Origin of the sequence: Lentzea waywayandensis (genome assembly GCF_900115955.1) — a bacterium.
GTDB classification, from domain to species: domain Bacteria; phylum Actinomycetota; class Actinomycetes; order Mycobacteriales; family Pseudonocardiaceae; genus Lentzea; species Lentzea waywayandensis.
The window spans coordinates 130,254-149,759 of the sequence record NZ_FOYL01000016.1 but is presented as its reverse complement, the minus strand read 5'-3'; the positions used below and the strand labels follow the sequence as shown (position 1 = coordinate 149,759).

The following is a 19,506-nucleotide window of genomic DNA, read 5'->3' as shown; positions in this document are numbered from 1 at the left end:
CGGGGGATGACCGACCGTCAGTCCTCGTCCACCAATGCGGCGGACGTGACGCGATGAAGAGGGAACCTCAGCACCTCTCCGTAGCTGTGGTCGTAGCCCTCCAGCACGCCACCCCCGACGACGTGCGGCTCGATCACGCGCTGTGCCGCCGTGCCGTGGGAGTCGACGAACCCGACGAGCACCCTGCGCCGCGCCCGTGCGGCCTGCTGGAGCAACGACAGGGTGGCCGACGGACCGGCGCCGAGATGACCGGGAACGGCGACGCGTTCACCCCGTGGTGTCGCGGCGGCACGATCACCGGCCCGGACCAGCCGGACGAGTTCACCCAACCGCTCGTCGGCGGGCACGGCGGGTGACACCGGTTTGCGGGCGGTGCGCTGCCTCGGAGTGGTCCGGCGACCACCCGGCCGCAGGTCGAGGACCTGGCCGTCCGGGCCTTCCGCGGCCGGGGCGAACCCGGCCGAGCGCAGCCCGTCCAGCACGTCCGCCAGCGGCAACGGGCTGACGAGCACGGTCGGCGCGATCCGGCGCAGCTCCAGCCGTCCGGCCTCCGGGTGCGCGAGGACCTCGCTGATCAGCACCGAGTCGTCGCAGCGCAGGAACGAGCCCGCCGCCCCGCCGCGCAGCCTGCCGTGGCGGCGGGCGGCATCGTCGATCAGGTAGGTCAGCGACTGCGGGACGGGCGTGCGCGAGCGGGTCTTGAAGAGTTCCTGCAGCTCGTCGGCGGTGCGGCCGGAGTCGAGCGCCCGGCGGACGGTGGCCTCGCTGATCCGGTAGACCGTGGCGCTGCCGGCGGACTCGACGTTCGCGACCAGCGCCAGCTCGTCGGCGAGCTCCGGTTCGAGCCGGCCGGGGGCGACGACGGTGAGGTCGGCCTGCACCAGCACGTGGTCGAGCGGCGCGGGCAGGGCGTCGCCGAGGGCCTTGGCGGCGTGGCCGGGGCCCTCGTCGAGCAGCACGCGGCCCGCGCTGGTGATCGCGCCGAGGGCGAGCACGCCGACCGCGGTGCCCTCCTCGACGGTCCAGCGCACCAGTTCGTCGCGCTGGCGCCCGCCCCGGCGCGGTGCGCGCCAGCTGAGCAGGGAGGCCAGGTCGGCGGGGTTCGTGATCGCGGTGCCCTTGGGGAACGCGCCGATCGCCTCCAGGACCCACCGGCGGTCGCGCGGGGCCTGGGCGCGGCGGATCTCGTCCGCGAGCGGGTTGAAGAGCTTGTCCTTCTCGTCGCGGCGGCCGACCAGCGCGGGCAGCCGCGGCAGGTCCAGCCAGGCGTGCGCGAGCGTGGCCCAGCGGACCTCGGTGGTCGCGGCGAGCCAGACGTCGGCCTTGGTCGTCGGCATCCACTCCGGTTCGGCGGCCTCGGTGTTCGCCGCCAGGTCCGCGCCGACCACGAGTTCGATCAGCAGGGCCGCGCGGCGTTCGTCGACGTCGAGGTCCTTGGCGACCTTGCGCAGTTCGCGGACTCCCAGGCCGCCCGTCCGCAGCACCGGCGCCGGCTCGGCCGACCAGCTCGCGATCAGGTTCTCGACGTGCCGGACGAGTTCCAGCGCCTCGCCGCCGCCCGTGCCGTCGACGCTGGACTGCTGGAACGTGGTGGTCTTCGGCTTCGGCTCGGTGACCTGGATGGGGCCGAGCGGGCGTTCGCCGCGCAGTTCGAGAGCGATCTCGCGCGGCAGCTCGACGGTGCCGGGGTCGCGGCGCAGCAGCAGGCCGCGCGCGAGCAGCCGTTGCACCGGTGTGTCGGCCTTGTCGAGCGGCACGACCCGGGAGGCGTCCTTCGTGTCGCCGATGGGCGGTCCGGCGGCGAGCTTCTGCAGGACGCGCTGCTCGCCCTCGGTGATGCCGTGGAGGTCGTACGTCTGGCCGGTCCTGCGGCCCAGCCCGCCGGGGTAGGAGCCGAACGCCTCCCGCGTGACGGGAGGGACCGACAGCGCGTCGTCGTCGCCCCAGGCGAGCGCGAGGGACCTGAGCCTGCCGACGGCCTGCTTGAGCGGCCGGGGCTTCACGTCCGGCCCGAGGATCTCGCCGAGTGTGGGCAACGCCACGGGCTCGGCGTCCGCACCCTGCACGACCAGGGCTTCGAGCACGGCCAGCGTGAACGTGTCGAGGTCCTCGCAGGCGCGCGCGATCGACGCCCTGGTGCCGACCCGTGTCGCGAGCACGGACATATCGGCAGGTGGGGGCGTTGCCAGGTCAGGCCGCGCGCGCAGCAGCGCGACGAGAGCAGCGTCGTCCTGGGCGCGCAGCCAGTCGGCGAGAGTGGTGCCGGACATTCTCACCACGGTATATGGGCCGCTGGAGATCGCGTCGTCCTCTGTCACACTTGTCGCGTCATCTGGCACCACCGAGGAGGAGAACGTGGCGAAAGGACGCCCTGGACGGGTCGACCCGCACTGGCCGGAGGGTCCCGACGGCGGCCACCCCGTCACCGAACTGACCAGTGACGTGCAGGGTGCGCTGTCCCCGTTCGGCACGGTGACGTTCCCGCTGCCGGTGGAGAGCCTCCCGTACACGCACCCGGTGACCGAGATCAACAAATCCTGATCGGTCCTCATCGGACTGTCAGGGCGGTCTTAAGACTGCCGAGTCGCGTGCGTACCGCAATGGGCCCGGGGATAGGCTCACTTCCCGCTTGAGCTGTACTTCGTGGGAGGACGACGATGCCGGTCCCCGGCCCTGGTTACTCGATCACCGTTCGTCTGGAGGCGCCGCCGTCAGCGAGCGCCGCGGGTGACCTCACCTCGGCCGTCGGCCGCGCCGGCGGTGTGATCACGGCGTTCGACGTCGTCGAGTCGCACAACGACCGCGTCGTCATCGACCTCACGTGCAACGCGCTTTCCGCGAACCACGCCAAGGACATCACCGACACACTGGAGACGTTGCCCGGCATCGTCGTGCGCAAGGTGTCGGACCGCACGTTCCTCGTGCACCTCGGCGGCAAGATCGAGATCGCGTCCAAGGTGCCGCTGCGCAACCGTGACGACCTTTCGCGCGCCTACACGCCGGGTGTCGCCCGTGTGTGTGAGGCGATCGCCAAGAACCCGGACGACGCGCGCCGCCTGACCATCAAGCGCAACACCGTCGCGGTGGTGACCGACGGGTCCGCGGTGCTGGGCCTCGGCAACCTCGGCCCCGCCGCCGCCCTGCCCGTGATGGAGGGCAAGGCCGCGCTGTTCAAGAAGTTCGCCGGCGTCGACGCCTGGCCGGTCTGCCTGGACACCCAGGACACCGAGGAGATCATCCGCGCGGTCGAGCTCATCGCTCCCGTGTACGGCGGCATCAACCTCGAGGACATCTCCGCGCCGCGCTGCTTCGAGATCGAGGCCCGCCTGCGCGAGAAGCTCGACATCCCGGTGTTCCACGACGACCAGCACGGCACGGCCATCGTCGTCGTCGCCGCGTTGCGCAACGCTCTGCGGGTCGTGAAGAAGGACATCAAGAACTGCCGCATCACGGTCTGCGGTGTCGGCGCGGCCGGTTCCGCGATCATCCGCCTGCTGCAGGCCCAGGAACCCGGCGACATCATCGCCGTGGACGTCGACGGCATCGTGCACCGCGACCGTCCCGGCCTGGACTCGAACCTGAAGTCCATCGCCGCGACCACGAACAAGGGCAACGAGTCCGGTCGCCTGCACGACGCGCTGGTCGGCTCCGACGTGTTCATCGGCGTCTCGGCCCCCAACCTGTTCGGTGCGGACCAGGTCGCGACCATGGCCAAGGACGCCATCGTGTTCGCGCTGGCCAACCCGGACCCGGAGATCGACCCGATGGAGGCCCAGCAGCACGCCGCCGTCGTCGCGACCGGCCGTTCGGACTTCCCGAACCAGATCAACAACGTGCTGGCGTTCCCCGGCGTCTTCCGCGGCCTGCTGGACGCGCACGCCCGGACCATCACCGACGCGATGCTGCTGGCCGCCGCGCAGGCCATCGCCGACGTGGTGGACGGCGACCGCCTGAACGCGTCGTTCATCGTTCCGTCGGTCTTCGACAGCACCGTTGCTCCGGCCGTGGCCGAAGCGGTGCGCAAGGCCGCGACTTCCTAGGGACTAGGACACCAGTACAGGCCAGAGCCGTAAAGACCTCAAGCGGGCGAAAAGCGTGCCCGCTTGAGGTCTTTACGCACCGGCTGTAGTTCGCGGGCAGGCATACGATCGCCGTATGACCAAGCAGTTCACCCACCTGGACTCCCACGGCGCGGCCCGGATGGTCGACGTCTCCGGCAAGGAGCAGACCACCCGGACCGCCGTGGCGACCGGGATCCTGCACACGACCGCCGAGGTGGTGGAGTTGCTGGGCGCCGACGGCCTGCCCAAGGGCGACGCCCTGGCCACGGCCCGGATCGCCGGCATCATGGCCGCGAAGCGCACCTGGGAACTCGTGCCCCTGTGCCACCCCATCTCGTTGTCGTCGGTGGTGGTGGATCTGGCTCTCGCGGACTCCGCTGTGCTGATCACGGCAACCGTCCGCACCACCGACCGCACCGGTGTCGAGATGGAGGCTCTGACCGCGGTCTCCGTGGCGGGCCTGACCCTGCACGACATGGTGAAGTCGGTCGACCCCGCCGCGTCGTTGGACGCGGTGCGGGTGGAGCGCAAGGAAGGCGGCAAGTCCGGCCTGTGGGAACGCCCGTGAAGGCAGTGGTGATCACGGCCTCCAACCGTGCCGCCGCCGGGGTCTACGCCGATCGCAGCGGGCCGTTGATCGTGGAATGGCTTGAGGGGCGTGGCTTTTCGGTTTCCGCGCCGGTCGTCGTGCCGGACGGGGAGCCGGTACGTGAGGCCCTGGTCGATGCTGTCGGCGCTGGGGCCGATCTTGTGCTGACCACCGGTGGTACCGGGATCAACCCGACTGACCGGACTCCGGAAGCCACCCGTGCCGTTCTGGACTACGAGGTGCCTGGGCTGGCCGATGTGATTCGGATGTCCGGGTGGCCGCGTGTGCCTGGGTCCGTGTTGTCGCGTGGGGTGGCCGGGGTGGCTGGGCGGACGTTGGTCGTGAACCTGCCCGGGTCTACCGGAGGCGTTCGGGACGGGCTGGACGTGTTGGCTTCGGTCGTCGAGCATGCGCTTGACCAACTGCGTGGAGGTGACCATCGATGAGCGTGGTGCTGCGGGCCGTTGTGACCGAGGAGCCGTTGTCGGTTGAGGAGCATGCCGCGCTTGTCGGGTCTGACCGGGCCGGTGCTGTGGTCACCTTTTCTGGCGTTGTGCGGGATCACGACGGTGGGCGGTCGGTGCTGGAGTTGGAGTACCACTCGCATCCGTCCGCTTCGGATGTGGTGGCTGAGGTTGTTTCTTCCTTGGCTGAGAAGTACTCCGGGGTGCATGGGATTGCTGTTTCGCACCGGGTTGGGCCGTTGAAGATCGGCGATGTTGCCCTTGCGTGTGCGGTGGCCGCTGAGCATCGGGGGGAAGCGTTTTCCCTTTGTGCTGACCTGGTGGATGAGGTCAAGGCTCGGTTGCCTGTGTGGAAGCGGCAGGTTTTTCCTGGGGGCGAGGACGAGTGGGTCAACTGCCCCTGAGGTTGGGGGTGCGAGTTGCGTGCGTTGGTCGCGTTCCAGCGGGGTTGGTCGCGTTCCGTGCGGGTGGTCGCCTTGCGAGGGTGGTCTTGCGGGTCGTGACGAAGTGCGGGGTTGCGATTGGGGCTTGACCTTGAGCCTCTAGCTGGGCGCGTAGACGGCCTCAAAGCCGGGGTTCACAGAGCCCCGGCCGTGCCCAGACAGGGTGGCACCCAGCCCCTCAAGGTCAAGCCCCAATCGCCGTGAGCGGGGTGCACCGCCACCCAGGCGGCAGAGGTTCACACGGCTCGCTTCGCATCGCCACGCCAGGCCTCGTACGTGGTTGCTTTCGAGGGCGGGTGCCTGGTGGCACCGCGCGGGTCGTTTTGCGTTGGCGGGCCTCGGCCGTGCGGGTTGGCTTGCGTTGGCTCGTCGCGTTCCAGCGGAAGGGGCGCCTTGCGTGCGCTGGTTGCGTTCCAGCGGAGGGTTGGCTCGTCGCGTTCCAGCGGAGGGGGCGCCCTGGGTGCGCTGGTCGCGTTCCAGCGGGGGTGGGCGGCTGCCTTGCTCGGCGCAGCCCCTGCCCAGGCCTGTCCGTTCGGCGCCGTGGTGCGGAGACGCAGGCAGGGACCTCACCGTCGGGGGGTAACGGTGAGATCCCTGGTCCTGTGTCAGCCCACGTCAGAGGGGCTGGCGTTCGTGCGGCCTGTCAGATCCGAGGTGAATCGGTCCGGGTCTTGGAAGACTCAGATCAGGATCTTGTGGCCCGGGAAGATCAGGTCGGGGTTCGTGAGGAAGTCCTTGTTCTTCTCCACGATGGCCTGGTAGCCGCCGGTGACCTTGTTGGCCTCGGCGATCTTCGACAGGGTGTCGCCCGCCTTGATCTCGTAGTTGCCGTTCGGGTTCGTCTTCGAGCCCGCGAGCGTCACGACCGGGGCCTGCTGCACCGGTGCGGACTGGCGCTGCTGCGGCTGCGCCTTGCGCTGCTGCTGCGGGACAGCCTTGGCAGCGGGGGCCGGGGCCGAGTTGGCGCCCAGCTTGCGGCTGCAGGCGGGCCAGGCGTTGCTGACGCCCTGGCCGACGGCCACGCGCTCGGCGACAGCGATCTGCTGTTCGCGGGAGGCGTTGGCCGGGTTGCCCTGGCCGCCGTAGGCGTTCCAGGTCTGCTGGGTGAACTGCAGGCCGCCGTAGTAGCCGTTGCCCGTGTTGGCGCCCCAGTTACCACTTGCCTCGCACTGCGCGAGAGCGTCCCAGTTCACGGGGGCGGCGTTGGCGGTGCCAACGGCCAGGCCCAGAGGGGCGCCGGCGATGATGCCGACAGCCGCGACCTTGGCGATAGTGCGAGCGGCGGAACTCTGCTTGCCCTGCTTGCCTCGGTTGAAAGCCATGTGCCTCTCGGTCCACCGCACCTGCTGCCAGGAACTCGGGTTCGGGGCCCGGTACGTTCCTGCGTCCCAGTCCGGCGGTTTCTCTCGCTCGGGGTTGTTCCGGAGCACCCTCGGACTGGGTTCGGTGCTGGTGCTCCGGTAGTGCTCGTGGCCGGTTCGGGGCCAGCCGAGGAGCGACCGTACGTAACCAACGGCAGCCCGACCAAATGTTTGCGGCTGTGACGCGCATCACAGTAACAGTTTGGCGTGTTGTGCAAAGCCTACAAAAATGCAGGTCAGAGGTGTCGTTATCGGTCCGTTTCCATTCTGAGATCGGGCGAAAACTATTACGGAAAGTGAGGCGTGGCTCACGCGAACTGGGCCATCGGAGGCGGGGACCGGTCCCCTGAAAGTGATGCCACGCCGACCTCAGGACCGAGCCGTTTCCGCGTCCGAAACGCCCTCGCGTGTTGATCATCGCCCTGGTGCTGCTGCCGTCGGCGGCGCTCTTCTTCGCCATGACTGCGACGGGCGGCAGCGGGCTCCACTCGCGTCACGTCGGCGACGAGAGAGTGGGGGCAGGCCGCGAGCTACGGCCTGATCGCCATCGCCTTCTTCGTGATGGGTGTGGTCCTGGTCTTCCACGCCTCGTCGAACACGTACTACTGGCACGCCAAGAGCCGGTGGAGACAAAGTGGGAGTCAGTTGCCGGAGTCCAAGGCGGTGCTCGCGCCGGCCGAGGCGACCGGCGACCCCGTCCTCGTCAACGAGGCGCTGGCGAAGGAGCAGGAGCAGGAGCAGGGGCGCGGTGGTGGCCCGCGCCGAGGCGTTGCCGGCCGGTCAGCCGCCCGCGAACGGCGGCAGCACGTCCAGCTGAGAGCCTGCCGGCACGCGCACCGACGTGTCGCGGACCGCGACGCCGTCCAGCAGGAAGCTCGACGCGGCGAGGACCTTGCCGAGCTTGTCGCCGTGCCGTTCGCCGATGGTGCTGACCACCAGGGCCACGGTGGGCTCGGAGGCGTCGAGCAGCAGGTCCTCGTCGGCCACTCCGGCCGCGGCGCGGGCGCCCGCGAAATAGCGGATCTTCACGGCCGTCACTGTCATCCTCCGATGGCGCTCATGGGGCGGTCCGGCTGTGAGAAGCCCGCGTCGTTGATGCCGTGACCGGCCGCCTTGGCCCACATCGTGGCACGCCAGGCGTCGGCGATCGCGGAGTCGGGGGAGCCGTCGCGCAGCAGGGCGCGCAGGTCGGTCTCGCCCTGGCTGAACAGGCAGTTGCGGATCTGGCCGTCCGAGGTGAGCCGGGTGCGGTCGCAGGCGGCGCAGAACGGCCTGGTCACCGAGGCGATCACGCCGACGACCGCGGGGCCGCCGTCGACCAGCCAGCGTTCGGCCGGAGCACCGCCGCGCGGGATCTCCTCCGGCGTCAGCGTGTAGGCGGACGAGAGCATCGTGAGGATCTCATCGGCCGTGACCATGTTCGTGCGCGTCCAGCCGTGCTGCGGGTCGAGCGGCATCTGCTCGATGAACCGCAGCTGGTAGCCGTTCTCGACGCAGAACCGCAGCAGCGGGACGGCCTCGTCCTCGTTCATGCCGCGCATCAGCACGGAGTTGACCTTCACCGGCTCCAGCCCGGCCTCGCGGGCGGCGTCGAGGCCGTCCAGCACGTCCGTGATGCGGTCGCGCCTGGTCAGCGTCGCGAACCGGTCGGGGTCGAGGGTGTCGAGCGAGACGTTGATCCGGTTCAGGCCGGCGTCCTTGAGCGACTGGGCCCTGCGCTTGAGGCCGATGCCGTTCGAGGTCATGGACATGCGCGGACGGGGTTCCAGCGCGGCCGTGGCGGCGATGACCTGCTCCAGGCCGCGCCGCAGCAACGGCTCGCCGCCGGTGAACCTGATGTCCGTGACACCCAGGTCGACGACCGCGATGCGCATGAGCCGGATCAGCTCGTCGTCGGTGAGCAGCTCGTCCTTCTGCAGCCAGTCGAGGCCCTCGGCGGGCATGCAGTAGGTGCAACGCAGGTTGCAGCGGTCGGTCAGCGAGACCCGGAGGTCCTTCGCGACCCGGCCGAACCTGTCGACGAGCAGCGGCGAGTCCGGACGCGCGGACACGTCAGGGGTGCCGCGCACGATGGGTAGTCCCAAGTCCACTGCTGTCACCTTAATTAGCTTAATGAACAACCCGCTGTAGGTGACTCCACAAACGAGGTTTCTCACGCTCTGCCCGTTTGGAGCACTCTGACAACCAATTGTCTTAGCGGCTAAGATGTTCAACATGGAACCTGAAGTGCTCGAGAGGTTCACCTGGTACATGCGTGAGCAGAGCGCGCTCACGGTCATGTTCCACACGAAGGTCGCCGCGCGGATGGGCCTGTCCGCGACCGACGAGAAGTGCATCGACCTGGCGATGAGGGCCGAGGGGCCGCTGACGGCGGGACGCCTCGCCGAACTCTCCGGTCTCTCCACCGGCGCCGTCACGGGCGTGATCGACCGCCTCGAACACGCCGGTTTCGTCCGCCGTGTCCGGGATCCGCACGACCGCCGCAAGGTGCTGGTCGAGGTCACGATCGGCGACGTGGAGAAGTTCGGGCAGCTGTTCGAGGAGGCGCGGCAGAGCCTCATCGAGGTGCTCGGCCACTTCGGCGACGATGAACTCCAGGTGATCGAACGTTATCTCCAGCTCCAGATCGCGACGTTCCGCGCCCGCGTGATCGATACTTAGACCCATGTGGCACTACTTGATGGACATGGACGGCGTCCTCGTGCACGAGGAGCACCTGATCCCGGGAGCGGACGAGCTGGTCGCGGAGCTTCGTGCTTCCGACACGCCGTTCCTCGTGCTCACTAACAACTCCATCTACACGCCACGGGACCTCCGCGCGCGTCTGCAACGCACGGGCCTGGACATCCCGGAGAAGTCCATCTGGACGTCCGCGCTGGCCACGGCCAAGTTCCTCGACTCGCAGCGCCCGAACGGCTCGGCGTTCGTCATCGGCGAGGCCGGCCTCACCACCGCGCTGCACGAGATCGGCTACGTGCTGACCGACCGCGACCCGGACTACGTGGTGCTCGGCGAGACCCGCACCTACAGCTTCACCGCGATCACCAAGGCCATCCGCCTGGTCGAGGAGGGCGCGAAGTTCATCGCGACCAACCCCGACGCCACCGGCCCGTCGCGCGAGGGCTCGCTGCCCGCGACCGGCGCCGTGGCGGCGTTGATCGAGCGCGCCACCGGCCGTGAGCCTTATTACGTCGGCAAGCCGAACCCGTTGATGATGCGTTCGGCCCTGCGCGCGCTGGGCTCGCACTCCGAGAACGCGCTGATGATCGGCGACCGGATGGACACCGACGTGCGTTCGGGCCTGGAAGCGGGTCTGTCGACCATCCTCGTGCTCTCCGGCGTCTTCACCGCCGAGAGCGCCGAGATGTTCCCGTACCGGCCGACGCGCGTGCTCAAGTCGATCGCGGAACTCGTCGGTCACTCTCAGGACCCGTTCGGCGACTGGACTGACCACTGACGCGCGAGGGTTCATCACCTATCGTCGCGGAGGTGGACACGGATCGACGCCCTATGTACGTCGTGGGTGACGTGCATGGGCACCTCGCAGAACTGACCAGAGCCCTGCACGTCGCCGAGTTGTGCGACGAGGACGGTCACTGGAGCGGTGGCGAGGCCGAGCTGTGGTTCCTCGGCGACTTCGTGGACCGCGGGCCTGACGGCGTGGGCGTGATCGACCTGGTCATGCGCCTCGGCGAGGAGGCGGCGGAGGCCGGTGGCTCGGTCAGCTCGTTGATCGGCAACCACGAGGTGCTGCTGCTCGGCATGCACCGGTTCGGCGACGAGCAGGTGCCCGACAGCATGGGGCCGCGGTCGTTCGCGCGCAGCTGGCTGCTCAACGGCGGGCTGCGCAGCGACCAGGACCGGCTGACCGACGAGCACGTCGAGTGGCTCACCAACCGGCCCGTGCTGAAGCTGCGCGACGACCACCTGCTGATGCACTCCGACACGGTGGCCTACCTCGAATGGGGGGCCTCGATCGAAGAGGTCAACGAGGCCGTCCGGCACGTGCTCAAGGGCGACGACCTCGTCGACTGGTGGGAGTGCTGGCGCAAGATGACCACCCGGTACGCGTTCCGGGGGCCGCAGGGGCCGGAAATCGCGGACGAGCTGCTCGCGACACTCGGGGGCAGCACGATCGTGCACGGCCACAGCGTCATCGCGGACCAGCTCGGGGTGCCGCCGGACCAGATCGACGGGCCTCTCGTCTACGCCGACGACAAGGTGCTGGCGATCGACGCGGGCCTCTACAGCGGCGGTCCGTGCCTGGTCGTTCCCTTGCCATACGCCGGAGCCTGACTACCGTCTGGTGGATGACCGCCAGCTACTCCTCGGGCACGTCCGCCGCCCCGCTGCTGGGCGACACGATCCACGCGAACCTCGCGGCGACCGTCGCGCGCTTCGGTGACCGTGAGGCACTTGTCGACAAAGCCACAGATCGACGGTGGACGTACGCGGAGCTCGCGCAGGAGGTCTCACGCGCTGCCGCCGGGCTCACGACGCTGGGCGTGCGCAAGGGCGACCGGGTCGGGATCTGGGCGCCGAACTGCGCCGAGTGGGTGTTCGTGCAGTACGCGACGGCCCGGATCGGCGCGATCCTGGTCAACGTCAACCCGGCGTACCGCGTGCACGAGCTGGAGTACGTGCTGAACCAGGCGGGCATCCACACGCTGGTGTCCGCGCGGTCGTTCAAGACGTCCGACTACGCGGCCATGATCGAAGAGGTCCGGCCGCGCTGCGAGGCTCTGCGCAACGTCGTGTTCGTCGACGATCCACAGTGGACCGGCGACGAGATCCCGGACGTCGAGCTGGACCGCGACGACCCGATCAACATCCAGTACACGTCCGGCACCACGGGCTTCCCCAAGGGCGCGACGCTCTCGCACCACAACATCCTCAACAACGGCTACTTCGTCGGCGAGCTGATCAACTACACCGAGGACGACCGCATCTGCGTGGTGCCGCCGTTCTACCACTGCTTCGGCATGGTCATGGGCAACCTCGCCGCGACCAGCCACGGTGCGTGCGTGGTGATCCCGGCACCGGCCTTCGACCCGGCCAAAACCCTTGCGGCCGTTCAGGAAGAGCGTTGCACGAGCCTGTACGGCGTGCCGACGATGTTCATCGCGATGCTGGACCTGATCGACGGCTACGACCTCAGCAGTCTGCGCACCGGCATCATGGCGGGCTCGCCGTGCCCGGTCGAGGTGATGAAGCAGGTCGTCGAGCGGATGGGCATGCGTGAGGTGTCGATCTGCTACGGCATGACCGAGACCTCCCCGGTGTCAACGCAAACGCGCGTGGACGACTCCCTCGACCGTCGCGTTGGGACAGTGGGTCGAGTGGGCCCGCACCTCGAGGTCAAGATCGTGGACCCGGACACGGGCCGCACGGTCCCGCGTGGCGAGCCGGGGGAGCTGTGCACGCGGGGTTACTCCGTCATGCTCGGCTACTGGAACGAGCCGGAGAAGACCGCGGAGGCCGTGGATCCGGCCGGCTGGATGCACACCGGCGACCTCGCGGTGATGGATGACGACGACTACGTGAACATCACCGGCCGCATCAAGGACATGGTCATCCGCGGCGGCGAGAACATCTACCCGCGCGAGATCGAGGAGTTCCTCTACACCCACCCGGACGTGCTCGACGCCCAGGTGATCGGCGTGCCCGACGCCCGGTACGGCGAGGAGCTGATGGCCTGGGTGCGTCTGCGCGACGGCGCAACCGGGCTGACCGCCGAGGCCGTGCGGGAGTTCTGCGCCGGCAAGCTCGCCCACTACAAGATCCCGCGGTACGTGCACGTGGTGGACGAGTTCCCGATGACGGTCACCGGCAAGATCCGCAAGGTGGAGATGCGGTCCAGGTCGGTGGAGCTGCTGAACCTCGACGACAGCGCCCAGCACGCCTAGGACAACTTCGGTTCGATCACCTTCATCACGGCCTGGGCGATCTCGCACGACCTGCCGCCGGCGTCGGTGAGGACTTCCGCGGCCGCGATGCCGCCGGGATGCGTCAGCACGACACCGCACGTGCCCGGTCCCTTGCTGTTCTCGGCGAGCAGCCCGGAGTGCCCGCCGACGGTGATCGGGGAGGTCTTCAGACCGTCCGGCTTCGCGAGGTACTGCTCGGGCGTGGACCTGTCGCGAAGGCTGATCGAGAGCGGGCCGGAGTCGTCCGAGAGCCAGAAGCAGCTCGAAGCGTTCGCGTACCCGTTGTAGAACTTGTGCTCGGTCAGGTCGGCCGGATCGAACAGGCGGCACGCGGGTGTGTCCGCAGGCGTCGTCGACGGCACCACGAAGGGCTCGATGGTCTTGACCGGAGGCCCGGCCATCGCGCAACCGGACAATCCGAGAGCGGTGGCGAGCACAGCGAGGCGCAGAGCGTTCACAGAGCGAAATCGTCCCGCGAATCAACAATCTGCGCAGGTCAAAGTGCCTCTTGCGGGAAAGGTGTGACCGGCGCAACATCAGTGGATTCCGCCGAAGGAGGCGCGCATGCTCACCGCCACCAGAACCACGACGATGCTGCCCGTCGAAGACCCCGAGCGCGCCGGTCGCTTCTACGCCGACATGCTCGGTCTCAAGCCCATCACCACGACCGAGGACGGCACGCGGATCTTCGCGCTCGGCCAGGGCGACGCGCTGGGCCTGAGGCCTGCCGAGAAGGGCGCGCAGAGCCGGCAGACGGCCATCAGCTTCGAGGTGCCCGATCTGGAGGGCGAGATCGCGGAACTCGAAGGCAAGGGCGTGCGCTTCGAGGACTACGACCTGCCCGACTTCAAGACCACCGGCCACATCGCGGTCATGGGCAACGAACGAGCGGCGTGGTTCACCGACACCGAGGGCAACATCCTGTGCCTGCACGAGCTGTTGGACAGCGAAGCCTGACGGCACGTGCCACCGAGTGGCCTCCCGCGCCTCGCCCCGACGAGGCGCGGGAGACCCTCACGGAACCTCGATGATCTCCTTGCCCAGCGGCACCAGCGAGACCTTCACGAGCTTGAAGTTCGCGAGCCCGAGCGGGATGCCGATGATCGTGACGCACAACGCGATGCCGGTGATCACGTGGCCGATGGCGAGCCACAGGCCGGCGACGATGATCCAGATGACGTTGCCCAGCAGCGACCCGGTGCCCGCGCCCGGCTTGTCCACGACCTCGCGGCCGAACGGCCAGAGCGCGTAGTTCGCGATCCGGAACGACGCGATGCCCCACGGGATCGTGATGATCAGGATGCAGCAGATGATGCCGGCGACCGCGTAGCCGACGGCCATCCAGAAACCGGCGAGCACCAGCCAGATCACGTTCAGGATGAGGCGCATGCCTCCAATCTAGTGCCGTGGCTGCCTTGCCTCGTATTCCTACGGTCAGACGGGCGTCGCGAGGTGCCCTGCTGAGCGCCGGAAGACGCGGCGGACGTAGGCAGCCACGGCACTAGGCTCACCTCATGAAGTGGGGTGTGATCGCTACTGGTGGAATCGCGCATGCCGTGACCGCCGACATGCTCAGGGCGGGTGCCACCGTGCTCGCGGTGTCCTCGCGTGACATCACCAAGGCCCAGAAGTTCGCGGAGAACTTCGGCATCGAGCGCGCGTACGGCGACTACCGCGACCTGCTCGCCGACCCCGACGTCGAGGTCGTCTACGTCGCCACGCCGCACGGCCAGCACCACGAGGTGACGCTCGCCGCGCTCGACGCGGGCAAGCACGTGCTGTGCGAGAAGGCCTTCGCGCTCACGGTCGCGGACGCCGAGGAGATGATCGAACGGGCACGATCGAAGAACCTCTTCCTCATGGAGGCCATGTGGACGCGGTTCAACCCGCTGATCCGCAAGGTCCAGGAGGCCATCGAGGCCGGTGAGATCGGCGAGGTGCGGATGATCCGCGCCGACTTCGGCTTCCGGCACGCCTTCAGCGACGGCGATCGCCTGTGGGCCAAGGAAGCCGGTGGTGGTGCGACCCTCGACCTCGGTGTTTACCCCGTCGCGCTCACACACCAGCTTTTGGGCGTGCCAACGCACATTCACGCGCACGGCAGCCTCGCACCGACCGAAGTGGACGCTGACGCGGGCATCTTCCTGGCCTACGACAACGGTGCCCACGCGTTGCTCAGCTGTTCGCTCGTCGCCAACACCGGAGCCCGCGCGGAGATCGTCGGCACCCAGGGCCGCATCGAGCTCGTCGACCCGATGTTCAACCCGACCGCCGTCGTGATCAACGGCATCGAGCACGCGATCGAGGACGAGGGCTACCAGCACCAGATCCGTGCGGTCGAGGAGACCATCGGTGCGGGACTGACGGAGAACCCGCGGATCACCTGGGAGAACACCCTGGAGGTCATGCGCACGCTCGAAGAGGCGTTGCGTCAGATCGGCGTCAGCTACGCCAGCGTCAGGTAGATCAAAGCCACGTTCAGCACGACGACCGCGAAGGCCACGACCCACGCGGCGAACGTGACGGAGCGCCGGTTCGTGAACGAACCCATCACGGACCGGCGCGAGGTCAGCCAGACCAACGGCACCAGCGCGAACGGGATGCCGAACGACAGCACGACCTGCGACAGCACCAGGGCGAACGTCGGATCGACGCCGAACGCCAGGATCGCCAGCGCGGGCACCAGTGTGACCAAACGGCGTGCCAGCAACGGAATCCGCACCCGCAGCAGTCCGTCCATCACCACGGCGCCGGCATAACAACCCACGGCGGTGGACGCGAAACCCGAAGCCAGCAAACCCAAAGCGAACAACAGCGCGATCCCGCCACCGAGAGTGGCCCCGACCGCCGCGTGCGCGCCTTCCAACGTGTCCACGCCTTCGCGGCCCTGCAACGCGGAAGCCGCGAGCAGCAGCATCGCCATGTTGACCGCGCCCGCCAGCACCATCGCGACCACGACGTCGACCTTCGTCGCGCCGAGCACCGACGGGTTCCTGCCGTGCCGGTCGCGAGCCAGCGCGGAGTGCAGGTAGACCGCGTGCGGCATCACGGTCGCCCCGAGCATGCCCGCCGCGAGCAACACGCTGTCCGCGCCGTCGAACCGGGGCACCAGTCCGGAAACCGCGCCGCCGACGGAAGGCGGCGACACGAACAACCCCGCCATGAACCCCACAGCGATCACGACCAGCATGGTCGTGATCACCCGCTCGAACGGCTTCTGCCCGCGCTTGTCCTGCACCACCAGCAGCACGGTCGACACCACGCCGGTGATCACGCCACCGAGCAGCAACGGCAGGTCGAACAGCAGGTACAGCGCGATCGCCCCGCCGAGCACCTCGGCCAGGTCGGTCGCCATCGCGACGACCTCGGCCTGGCCCCAGTACGCGAGCCGCACCGGACGCGGCAGGTGATCCCGCACCGCCTCGGGCAACGACTTCCCGGTGACCAGGCCGAGCTTCGCCGACAGGTACTGCACGAGCCCCGCCATGACGTTCGCGACGACGAGCACCCAGACCAGCAGGTACCCGTACCTCGCGCCCGCCGCGGTGTTGGTGGCCACGTTCCCGGGATCGACGTACGCGATCGCGGCGACGAACGCCGGACCGAGCAACGCCGCACCCGCACGCAGGCGGGTCGAGACAGCGACCACCGGACACCTCCCCTTGTTGCAGGATTATTGCAACAAGGGGTCCGGGTCTACCCGATCATGCGTCCATCGTCACTCTGGCGACCCTGACGACGGCGTCCATCGCGCCGTCCAGGTCCCCGCTCGGCATCAGCAGATGACTCAGCGCGAGACGCACGGTCGTCTCGGCCGTGAACCGCACGTGCCGGCCGGGGAAGTGGTTGCTGAGGTGCTGTTCGACGACCTCGGTGGCGTGGAACAGGATCGGATGGCCGCGGATCGTGATGAACGGCAGCAGGTCCTCGGCGTTCTGCCCGGTCAGCACGGCCGAGACCAGGCGGTCCTTCTCGGTCTGCTCGAAGGTGAAGCGGAACGCCGACCGCATCGCCTCCCACGGGTCGGGGTCCTCCTTGAGCCGGGTCGCGATCCCGGTCAGGTACTCCTCCGTCTTGTGCACGGCGACGGCCTGGACGAGCCCTTCCTTGTTGCCGAACTCGTTGTAGACGGTCTGTCTGCTCACTCCGGCGCGACTGGCGACCTCGATCATGCGAAGCCCGTGGAATCCACGGGTCGCCAGGAGGTCGGCGGCCGAGTCCAGCAAGAGCTCGGTGATGTCGCTCACCCATTCACCTTTACATGTTTATAGGTTTTGTAAAGACGTAGAGTGAGGTTCTGTGCCGTTCACCGTGGGCTTCGACCTGGACATGACCCTCATCGACCCGCGACCGGGCATGGCCGCCGTGCTGAACGAGGTGGGCGCCCGCACCGGGCACACCCTCGACGGCGAGCACTTCGCGGCCAACCTCGGCCCGCCCCTCGACATGACCTACCGCGACATGGGCGTGCCCGAGGAGGAGATCCCGGACATGGTCTCGCTCTTCCGCGCCCTGTACCCGGAGCTCGTCATTCCCGGCACGGTCGCGCTGCCCGGCGCCGCGCAAGCCCTTGCCTGCGTCCGCGAACTCGGTGGCCGGACCATGGTCGTCACCGGCAAGTACCGCAAGAACGCCGCGCTGCACCTGGAAGCCATGGGCTGGGAGGTCGACCACCTCTACGGTGAGCTGTGGTCGACCGGCAAGGCCGAGTCGCTCAAGCTGCACGGAGCCGCCGTCTACGTGGGTGATCACATCGGCGACATGAACGGTGCCAAGGCGGCCGGGGCGCTGGGCGTCGGCGTCGTCACGGGCCCGTGCTCCCGTGCGGAACTGGCCGAGGCGGGCGCGGCTGTCGTGCTGGAGGACCTGCGCGAGTTCCCGGAGTGGCTCAGGACCGCTTCTGGCGTGATTTCCTGATCACCGCGACGATCCCCAGCCCGAGGCCGATCGCGGGCAGGTAGGTGCCGGCGAAGTTCAGCCACGCGGGCAGGTCGCTGTGGCCCAGGGCGAAGAGCACGAAGACCGCGATGATCGCCAGTACGCCCACGGCGAACAGGCCGATGGCCAGCGGCATCAACTTCGGAACGGTCATGTGACCAGGGTAGTCGCGCTAACGGAGGTGCCTTATCCAAGGTCTTCTGGCTACTCTGGTGGGACGCGTCCTGGGTACGCCTGGGGCGCGTTCGTTGTGCGACAAGCTTGGGAATGGTGAGCGCGGTGCCGACCGGCAAGGTCAAGTGGTACGACACGGAGAAGGGCTTCGGATTCGTCACGCAGGACGGTGGCGAGGACGTCTACGTCCGCAAAGCGGCGTTGCCCCCCGGCGTCGACGGCCTCAAGGCCGGCCAGCGCATCGAGTTCGGCATGGCGGAGGGCCGTCGCGGGCCGCAGGCGCTGTCCGTGCGCCTGGTCGACCCGGCGCCGTCCGTCGTGGAGGCGCGCCGCCGGCCCGCGGAGGAGCTGCACGGCCTGATCGAGGAAGTGATCAGGCTCCTGGAGAACAAGGTCCAGCCTGACCTGCGCCGAGGCCGCTACCCGTCCGACAAGAAGACCATGAAGCTCGTCGCCGAGGCCGTCCGCGTGGTGGCGCGGGACCTCGATCCGTAAAAGGATCAGCGTCATGTCTGACGCTGACAGGATCGTCGAGTTCGTCTACGAGGTCGGCCAGCTCAAACGCCTGCCCAGAGCGGGGTGGCTCTTCGCCGGGGTGCAGAACCCCGAGTCGGTGGCCGCCCACTCGTTCCGGGTGGGCGTTCTGGCGTACGCGATCGCCGTGCAGGAGAACGCGAATCCTGACAGGGCGGCGACCTTGGGTCTCTTCCACGACGTGCCCGAGGCGCGGATCGGCGACATCCCGTACGTCGGCAAGCTCTACCTCGACGTGAAGATGCCGCCCGAACAGGTCGCGCGGGAGCAGGTCCAGCACCTGCCCGCGCCGCTGGCCGCGCACATCGAGGCGCTGGTGGCCGAACACGAGTCCGCCAAGGGCTTCGACCACACGCCGGAGGCGCGCTGCTCGCGTGACGCGGACAAGCTGGAGTTGTTGTTGCAGGCCAGGGAGTACCAGGCCGCGGGCATCTCCAAGATGGAGCGCTTCATCCAGACCATGCAGGTGTCGGTGGTCACCGACACCGGCAAGGCCCTGATGGACTCGGCTCTGCGGATCGCTCCCAGCGAGTGGTGGGAGGCGTTCGGGAGGCGTTAGCGGGTGATGTCGACGACCCACGAACCGCGCATGAGCGGCTGGCCGGTCTCCAGCACCGCGCCCGCCGCCTCGTGCACCTCGATGCGCAGCAGCTGGTCGGAGTCGTCCGGCACGGCCAGCGTGTACGTGTAGTTCTCGCCCTTGCCGAGCAACGGCGAGGTACAGCCCTCCTGCACGCGAGCGGCGTTCTCGTACACGCACACGACCTCCCAGAGGCCGTCCGCGAGCCGCCCGTCCACGGAGATCTGCACGACCTTGCCCGCCGGCACCTTCAGCGTGCCGGGCGCGTTCTTCTCGGCGCAGTTGGAGCCCTCGACGTCGCAGTAGATCGTCGGCTCCATGCGGATGGTCTTGCCGTTCGCGTAGAACGTGACCTCGGGGTCGTGCTGCTGGAGCGAACATCCGGACAGCACGAGAACGCTGGCGGCCATTACAGAAGCAAGTCGACGCACGTCA

General features: G+C 68.6%; 22 protein-coding genes and 1 pseudogene. 13 read left to right on the top strand and 10 right to left on the bottom strand.

Annotated elements, in window-relative coordinates; translation table 11 throughout:
* Positions 1-17: 17 nt before the first annotated feature.
* Complete coding sequence (locus BM417_RS40840) at positions 18-2,270, bottom strand: helicase-associated domain-containing protein (protein ID WP_093605472.1); 2,253 nt, start codon at positions 2,268-2,270, stop codon at positions 18-20.
* A gap of 85 nt (positions 2,271-2,355) precedes the next feature.
* On the opposite strand from BM417_RS40840, the gene BM417_RS40835 reads away from it, so the two are divergent.
* From BM417_RS40835 to BM417_RS50010, 4 genes and pseudogenes are all read left to right on the top strand, one after another.
* Positions 2,356-2,541 carry a hypothetical protein gene (locus tag BM417_RS40835; protein WP_093605523.1) on the top strand — a complete coding sequence of 62 codons (186 nt, stop codon included), beginning with the start codon at positions 2,356-2,358 and terminating at the stop codon, positions 2,539-2,541.
* Between the two features lie 116 nt (positions 2,542-2,657).
* Positions 2,658-4,040, top strand: a complete 1,383-nt coding sequence (locus tag BM417_RS40830; RefSeq protein WP_093605471.1) for an NAD-dependent malic enzyme — start codon at positions 2,658-2,660, stop codon at positions 4,038-4,040.
* Between the two features lie 115 nt (positions 4,041-4,155).
* Entirely contained in the window at positions 4,156-4,629 is a 474-nt protein-coding gene (moaC, locus tag BM417_RS40825) for a cyclic pyranopterin monophosphate synthase MoaC (RefSeq protein ID WP_093605470.1), read from the top strand.
* Positions 4,626-5,518: pseudogene (locus tag BM417_RS50010) on the top strand (molybdenum cofactor biosynthesis protein MoaE). Before moaC ends, BM417_RS50010 begins: the two are co-directional and overlap by 4 nt.
* Before the next feature lie 719 nt (positions 5,519-6,237).
* Here the strand turns inward: BM417_RS50010 and BM417_RS40810 are convergent.
* The 3 genes from BM417_RS40810 to moaA all read right to left on the bottom strand — a co-directional run bounded on the left by BM417_RS40810 (position 6,238) and on the right by moaA (position 9,017).
* Positions 6,238-6,879 carry a transglycosylase family protein gene (locus tag BM417_RS40810; protein WP_093605522.1) on the bottom strand — a complete coding sequence of 214 codons (642 nt, stop codon included), beginning with the start codon at positions 6,877-6,879 and terminating at the stop codon, positions 6,238-6,240.
* A gap of 819 nt (positions 6,880-7,698) precedes the next feature.
* Positions 7,699-7,962: a MoaD/ThiS family protein gene (locus BM417_RS40805; RefSeq protein WP_093605467.1), complete on the bottom strand. Its 264-nt coding sequence runs from the start codon at positions 7,960-7,962 to the stop codon at positions 7,699-7,701.
* Complete coding sequence (gene moaA, locus BM417_RS40800; RefSeq protein ID WP_245822639.1) at positions 7,959-9,017, bottom strand: GTP 3',8-cyclase MoaA; 1,059 nt, start codon at positions 9,015-9,017, stop codon at positions 7,959-7,961. Before moaA ends, BM417_RS40805 begins: the two co-directional genes overlap by 4 nt.
* A gap of 115 nt (positions 9,018-9,132) precedes the next feature.
* On the opposite strand from moaA, the gene BM417_RS40795 reads away from it, so the two are divergent.
* Genes BM417_RS40795 through BM417_RS40780 form a run of 4 tightly spaced genes read left to right on the top strand, consistent with a single transcriptional unit; the run spans position 9,133 to position 12,824 of the window.
* Entirely contained in the window at positions 9,133-9,579 is a 447-nt protein-coding gene (locus tag BM417_RS40795) for a MarR family winged helix-turn-helix transcriptional regulator (protein ID WP_093605465.1), read from the top strand.
* Between the two features lie 4 nt (positions 9,580-9,583).
* Complete coding sequence (locus BM417_RS40790) at positions 9,584-10,375, top strand: HAD-IIA family hydrolase (protein ID WP_245822637.1); 792 nt, start codon at positions 9,584-9,586, stop codon at positions 10,373-10,375.
* 53 nt (positions 10,376-10,428) lie between these two features.
* Positions 10,429-11,214, top strand: coding sequence for a metallophosphoesterase family protein (locus BM417_RS40785; protein ID WP_093605464.1), 786 nt, complete (start codon positions 10,429-10,431; stop codon positions 11,212-11,214).
* Positions 11,215-11,228: 14 nt separating this feature from the next.
* Positions 11,229-12,824 carry an AMP-binding protein gene (locus BM417_RS40780; protein WP_093605463.1) on the top strand — a complete coding sequence of 532 codons (1,596 nt, stop codon included), beginning with the start codon at positions 11,229-11,231 and terminating at the stop codon, positions 12,822-12,824.
* On the opposite strand, the gene BM417_RS40775 is transcribed toward BM417_RS40780, so the two are convergent.
* Positions 12,821-13,303 carry a DUF3558 family protein gene (locus BM417_RS40775; RefSeq protein WP_093605462.1) on the bottom strand — a complete coding sequence of 161 codons (483 nt, stop codon included), beginning with the start codon at positions 13,301-13,303 and terminating at the stop codon, positions 12,821-12,823. The genes BM417_RS40780 and BM417_RS40775 overlap by 4 nt on opposite strands.
* Before the next feature lie 106 nt (positions 13,304-13,409).
* Here BM417_RS40775 and BM417_RS40770 point away from each other — a divergent pair, with 106 nt between their 5' ends.
* Positions 13,410-13,802, top strand: coding sequence for a VOC family protein (locus BM417_RS40770; protein WP_093605461.1), 393 nt, complete (start codon positions 13,410-13,412; stop codon positions 13,800-13,802).
* A gap of 57 nt (positions 13,803-13,859) precedes the next feature.
* On the opposite strand, the gene BM417_RS40765 is transcribed toward BM417_RS40770, so the two are convergent.
* Positions 13,860-14,234: a YccF domain-containing protein gene (locus tag BM417_RS40765; protein ID WP_093605460.1), complete on the bottom strand. Its 375-nt coding sequence runs from the start codon at positions 14,232-14,234 to the stop codon at positions 13,860-13,862.
* 125 nt (positions 14,235-14,359) lie between these two features.
* Between BM417_RS40765 and BM417_RS40760 the strand changes: the two genes are divergently transcribed.
* Positions 14,360-15,310, top strand: coding sequence for a Gfo/Idh/MocA family protein (locus BM417_RS40760; protein WP_093605459.1), 951 nt, complete (start codon positions 14,360-14,362; stop codon positions 15,308-15,310).
* Here BM417_RS40760 and BM417_RS40755 read toward each other — a convergent pair.
* The gene (locus tag BM417_RS40755; protein WP_093605458.1) at positions 15,292-16,494 is read right to left on the bottom strand and encodes an Nramp family divalent metal transporter; all 1,203 of its coding nucleotides are present in this window, start codon (positions 16,492-16,494) and stop codon (positions 15,292-15,294) included. The genes BM417_RS40760 and BM417_RS40755 overlap by 19 nt on opposite strands.
* A gap of 55 nt (positions 16,495-16,549) precedes the next feature.
* Positions 16,550-17,092, bottom strand: coding sequence for a TetR/AcrR family transcriptional regulator (locus BM417_RS40750; RefSeq protein WP_093605457.1), 543 nt, complete (start codon positions 17,090-17,092; stop codon positions 16,550-16,552).
* Positions 17,093-17,144: 52 nt separating this feature from the next.
* Here BM417_RS40750 and BM417_RS40745 point away from each other — a divergent pair, with 52 nt between their 5' ends.
* Positions 17,145-17,762, top strand: coding sequence for an HAD family hydrolase (locus BM417_RS40745; protein WP_093605456.1), 618 nt, complete (start codon positions 17,145-17,147; stop codon positions 17,760-17,762).
* Here BM417_RS40745 and BM417_RS40740 read toward each other — a convergent pair.
* A complete protein-coding gene (locus BM417_RS40740) occupies positions 17,734-17,937 on the bottom strand; it encodes a hypothetical protein (protein ID WP_093605455.1) in 204 nt (67 codons plus the stop codon). The genes BM417_RS40745 and BM417_RS40740 overlap by 29 nt on opposite strands.
* A gap of 125 nt (positions 17,938-18,062) precedes the next feature.
* On the opposite strand from BM417_RS40740, the gene BM417_RS40735 reads away from it, so the two are divergent.
* Both BM417_RS40735 and BM417_RS40730 read left to right on the top strand, forming a co-directional pair.
* Positions 18,063-18,452 (top strand): cold-shock protein, encoded by a 390-nt coding sequence (locus BM417_RS40735; protein ID WP_093605520.1) that lies wholly within the window; start codon positions 18,063-18,065, stop codon positions 18,450-18,452.
* A gap of 13 nt (positions 18,453-18,465) precedes the next feature.
* On the top strand, positions 18,466-19,050 hold the full coding sequence (locus BM417_RS40730; protein ID WP_093605454.1) for an HD domain-containing protein: 585 nt from the start codon (positions 18,466-18,468) through the stop codon (positions 19,048-19,050).
* On the opposite strand, the gene BM417_RS40725 is transcribed toward BM417_RS40730, so the two are convergent.
* Positions 19,047-19,502, bottom strand: a complete 456-nt coding sequence (locus BM417_RS40725; RefSeq protein WP_143139013.1) for a DUF2771 family protein — start codon at positions 19,500-19,502, stop codon at positions 19,047-19,049. The genes BM417_RS40730 and BM417_RS40725 overlap by 4 nt on opposite strands.
* Between the last annotated feature and the right edge of the window lie 4 nt (positions 19,503-19,506).